The organism is Streptomyces sp. WELS2, assembly GCF_013870595.1.
Classification (GTDB): domain Bacteria; phylum Actinomycetota; class Actinomycetes; order Streptomycetales; family Streptomycetaceae; genus Streptomyces.
In genome coordinates this window covers 1-4,615 of sequence record NZ_JACBWZ010000508.1, presented here as the reverse complement: position 1 = coordinate 4,615, position 4,615 = coordinate 1, and the positions used below count along the sequence as shown (strand labels likewise).

Below are 4,615 nucleotides of genomic sequence, written 5' to 3'. Positions count from 1 at the left end.
GTGACCGACCCGGCCGCCCAGCGGAGTCTGTGGCGCATCCGCGAGGACGCGGCCGGCACCGCCACCCGGATGCCCGACGGCTCCGAGGCCTGGCCCGGCTGGGAGGACTGCGCGGTCCCGCCCGCCCGCCTCGGCGGTTACCTCCGCGAGTTCCGGGCGCTGCTGGCCGCCCACGGACTGCGCGGCACGCCGTACGGCCACTTCGGCGACGGCTGCATCCACGTCCGTATCGACTTCGACCTGCTCACCGAGGCGGGCGTCGGCCGCTTCCGCCGCTTCTCCGGGGAACTGGCCGACCTGGTGGTGGCCCACGGCGGCTCCCTGTCCGGGGAGCACGGCGACGGCCAGGCCCGCGCGGAGCTGCTGCCCCGGATGTACGGCGCCGACATGGTCGCGCTGTTCGAGCGGGCCAAGGCGGTGTGGGACCCGGACGGCCTCCTCAACCCCGGCATACTGGTCCGCCCGGCCCGGCTGGACGAGAACCTGCGCTTCTCGGCGCTGCCCCGCCGGCCGGTCGACGTGGCCTTCGCCTACCCGGCCGACGGCGGCGACTTCCGCGCGGCCGTCCGCCGCTGCGTCGGCGTGGCCAAGTGCCGTACGACGACCGTCTCCGGCCCGGCCGTGATGTGCCCCTCCTTCCGGGCGACCGGCGAGGAGGAGCACTCCACCCGGGGGCGGGCCCGGCTGCTGCACGAGATGCTCGCGGGCGACCTGGTCACCGACGGCTGGCAGTCCCGAGAGGTCCTGGGCGCCCTCGATCTGTGCCTGTCCTGCAAGGGGTGCCGCTCCGACTGCCCCGTCGGCGTGGACATGGCCACGTACAAGGCCGAGTTCCTGCACCACCACTACGCCGGCCGCCGCCGCCCGGCCGCCCACCACAGCATGGGCCGCCTGCCGGAATGGCTCCGCTGGGCGTCCCGCGCACGCCTGGCCCCGCTGCTCAACACCCTCGCGGCCATCCGCCCCCTGGCCGGCCTCGGCAAACACCTGGCCGGAATAGCCCCGGAACGGGACATCCCCCGTCTGGCACCCCGGACCTTCACCGGCTGGTGGCGCAGGCGGAAGCCGTCGGCGCCGGGCGTGGGAGGCCTGCCGGCCGGGACGCCCACTCCCGCCCCCGGCGACCTCGTCGTCCTCTGGCCCGACACCTTCACCGAGCACCTCGCACCGTCCGTCGGGCAGGCCGCCGTCCGTGTGCTGGAGGCGGCCGGACTGCGGGTGGCGCTCCCGCCGGCGCTGCTGCCGCGCAAGGGGGCGATCGGCGACGGCAGGACCCGGTCTGCCGCCGCGCTGCTCACCGCCCGCCGGGCCCGGGTCTGCTGCGGCCTGACCTACGTCTCCACGGGGCAGCTGGACCGCGCCCGTACGGTGCTGCGCCGCACCCTGGACCTGATGGAACCGGTGCTGCGGGCAGGGGTGCCGGTCGTCGTCCTGGAACCGAGCTGCGCCGCCGCCCTGCGCACCGACCTCCCGGAACTCCTGCCCGACGACCCGCGGGCCGCCCGGCTGTCCGCCGCGGTGCTCAGCTTCGCCGAGGCCCTGGAGCGGCACGCACCGCACTGGACCCCGCCCGCCGTCGGCCGTCCGGTGGCCGGCCAGACCCACTGCCACCAGCACGCGGTGCTCGGCGACACCCCGGACCGCCGGCTGCGCGCCGCCGCGGGCCTCACCGGCGAACTGAGCGGCGGCTGCTGCGGCCTGGCGGGCAACTTCGGCTTCGAGAAAGGCCACTTCGAGGTCTCCCGGGCCTGCGCGGAGGACCGGCTCCTGCCGTCGGTACGGCAGGCGCCCGGGGACACGGTGATCCTGGCCGACGGCTTCTCCTGCCGCACCCAGCTGGACCAGCTCGCCGGCGTCCGCGGCCGCCACCTGGCGGAGGTGCTGGCGGAGGCCCTGGACCGGCCGGGCACCCCGGACCGGCCGGGCACCCCGGACAGGCCGGACGGCAGCCGGTGAACGGGGCCGTCCCGCCGTCCGGCGAGCCGAGCGGCGTATCCCGCCCTCCAGGTCAGTTCCATAAAGGGTTCACACTCCTGACGGAGTCTATTACCCTGGACTCGGTAGTACATGGAGATGTACATGATCTGACCGATCCAGCCCCGGGACCGCCGTGAGCACCGTCAACACCCCCAGCGCCGCGAACTCGTCGTCACCGGCGTCCTCCCCGTCACCGGGGGCGTCCGCTCCGCGCACCCCCGGCCGGTTCACCTCCCTCGGACCGGTCGGGCTGGTGCTGGCCGGCGGGATCTCGGTGCAGTTCGGCGGCGCGCTGGCGGTCACCCTGATGCCCCGGGCGGGCGCGCTGGGCGTGGTGACCCTGCGCCTGGTCGCGGCGGCGGTGGTCCTCCTCCTGGTCTGCCGCCCCCGGCTGCGCGGCCACTCGCGCGCCGACTGGGGCACGGTGATCGTCTTCGGCATCACGATGGGCGCGATGAACGGCCTGTTCTACGAGGCGGTCGACCGTATCCCGCTGGGCCCGGCGGTCACCCTCGAAGTCCTCGGCCCGCTGGCCCTGTCCGTCCTGGCCTCCCGCCGCGCGCTCAACGCGCTCTGGGCCGGCCTCGCGCTCGCGGGCGTGTTCCTGCTCGGCGGCGGAGGTTTCGGCGATCTCGACCCCGTGGGTGTCGCCTTCGCCCTGGGCGCCGGCGCCATGTGGGCGGCCTACATCGTCTTCAGCGCCCGCACCGGCCGCCGCTTCCCCCAGGCCGACGGCCTCGCCCTGGCCATGGCCGTGGCCGCCCTGCTCTTCCTCCCCCTCGGCATCGCCGAGGCCGGCACCCGCCTGCTGAACCCCACCACCATCGCCCTCGGCTCGGCGGTGGCCCTGCTCTCCTCGGTCCTGCCCTACACCCTCGAACTCCTGGCGCTGCGCCGCCTGCCGGCCTCCACCTTCGCCATCCTGATGAGCCTGGAACCCGCCATCGCCGCCACGGCCGGCTTCCTCATCCTGGGCCAGTCCCTCAGTCCCGCCGAGGCGGCCGCCATCGCCCTCGTCATCGCCGCGAGCATCGGCGCCGTCCGCACGCAGATGGGCCGGGGCAAGGCCACTCTGCCCATCGAAGGCCAGTAGCTTCCGGCCGCCACACCCCGTAGTCGTTCGGCTGCGCACCGGAGTCCACCCTGTGCGAAGGTGGGCTCATGAAGGTCACCGCCCGTGGGCGCGCCGTGCTCGGCGATCCCCGGATCAACCGCGGCACGGCGTTCACGCAGGCGGAGCGCCGGGCCCTGGACCTGGTCGGGCTGATCCCGCCCCGCGTGCTCACCCAGGACCAGCAGGCCGAGCGCGCCTACGGCCAGTTCCGGGACCAGCCGGACGACCTGGCCAAGAGCGTGAACCTGACCGCGCTGCACGACCGTAACGAGGTGCTGTTCTACCGGCTGGTCGGCGACCACCTCGAAGAGATGCTGCCCATCGTCTACACCCCCACCGTGGGCACGGCGATCCGCCGCTACAGCACCGAGTACCGCCGCCCGCGCGGCGTCTACCTCTCCGTGGACGCCCCCGGCGACATCGAACGCTCACTGCGCGCGAGCGGCCTCGGCGCCGACGACGTGGACCTGATCGTGGCCACCGACGGCGAGGGCATCCTCGGCATCGGGGACTGGGGCGTCGGCGGCATCGACATCGCGGTCGGCAAGCTCGCCGTCTACACCGCCGCCGCCGGCATCGACCCGCGCCGCACCCTGCCGGTCATGCTCGACGTCGGCACCAACCGCAAGGAACTGCTCGACAACGCGCTCTACCTCGGCAACCGCCATCCCCGCGTCGGCCGCGACACCTACGACACCTTCATCGACGCCTACGTCACCACCGCGACCCGGCTCTTCCCCGGCGCCCTGCTGCACTGGGAGGACTTCGGCACCGCCAACGCCCGCCGCATCCTCGACCGCTACCGCGACCGGGTCTGCACCTTCAACGACGACATCCAGGGCACCGGCGCCGTCAACCTCGCCGCCGTCCTGTCCGGGGTGCGCGCGGCCGGCGTGCCCCTGACCGAGCACCGGATCGTCGTCTTCGGTGCGGGCACCGCCGGCATCGGCGTCGCCGACCAGCTGCGGGACGCCCTGATCGCCGAGGGCCTGTCCGAGGCCGAGGCGCTCGCCCGGTTCTGGTGCGTCGACCGGTACGGCCTGCTCACCGACGACCAGGGTGATCGGCTCAGCGACGTCCAGAGGCCGTACGCCCGGCCCGCCGCCGAGACCGGCGACTGGTCCCGGGACGAGGGCCTGCCCGGCATCCCGCTGGCGGAAGTCGTCCGCCGGGTCCGCCCGACCATCCTCATCGGCACCTCCGGCCAGGGCGGCGCGTTCCGCGAGGACATCGTCCGCGAGATGGCCCGGCACACCGGGCGTCCGATCATCCTGCCCATGTCCAACCCGACCGACCTGGCCGAGGCCACCCCCGCCGACCTGCTCGACTGGACCGACGGCAGGGCGCTGGTGGCCACCGGCAGCCCGTTCGCCCCGGTGGAGCGGGACGGTACGACGTACGAGATCGGCCAGGCCAACAACGCGCTGGTCTTCCCCGGTCTCGGACTCGGCACGATCGTCGCCCGCGCCTCGCGGGTCACCGACCGCATGCTGCGCGCGGCGGCCGACGCGGGGATGGCGGTTG

Annotated in this window: 3 protein-coding genes; all 3 read left to right on the top strand. The window is 74.6% G+C overall.

Features of this window, described 5'->3' with window-relative positions:
• Positions 1–1,956 (top strand): FAD-linked oxidase C-terminal domain-containing protein (locus tag H5J33_RS24370; RefSeq protein WP_181797023.1); only part of this gene is annotated, 1,956 nt, incomplete at its 5' end.
• A gap of 154 nt (positions 1,957–2,110) precedes the next feature.
• Positions 2,111–3,070, top strand: coding sequence for a DMT family transporter (locus tag H5J33_RS24365; protein ID WP_181797022.1), 960 nt, complete (start codon positions 2,111–2,113; stop codon positions 3,068–3,070).
• A 68-nt stretch (positions 3,071–3,138) separates the two neighbouring features.
• The coding region (locus tag H5J33_RS24360) for an NAD-dependent malic enzyme (RefSeq protein ID WP_181797021.1) at positions 3,139–4,615 on the top strand (1,477 nt) is incomplete at its 3' end.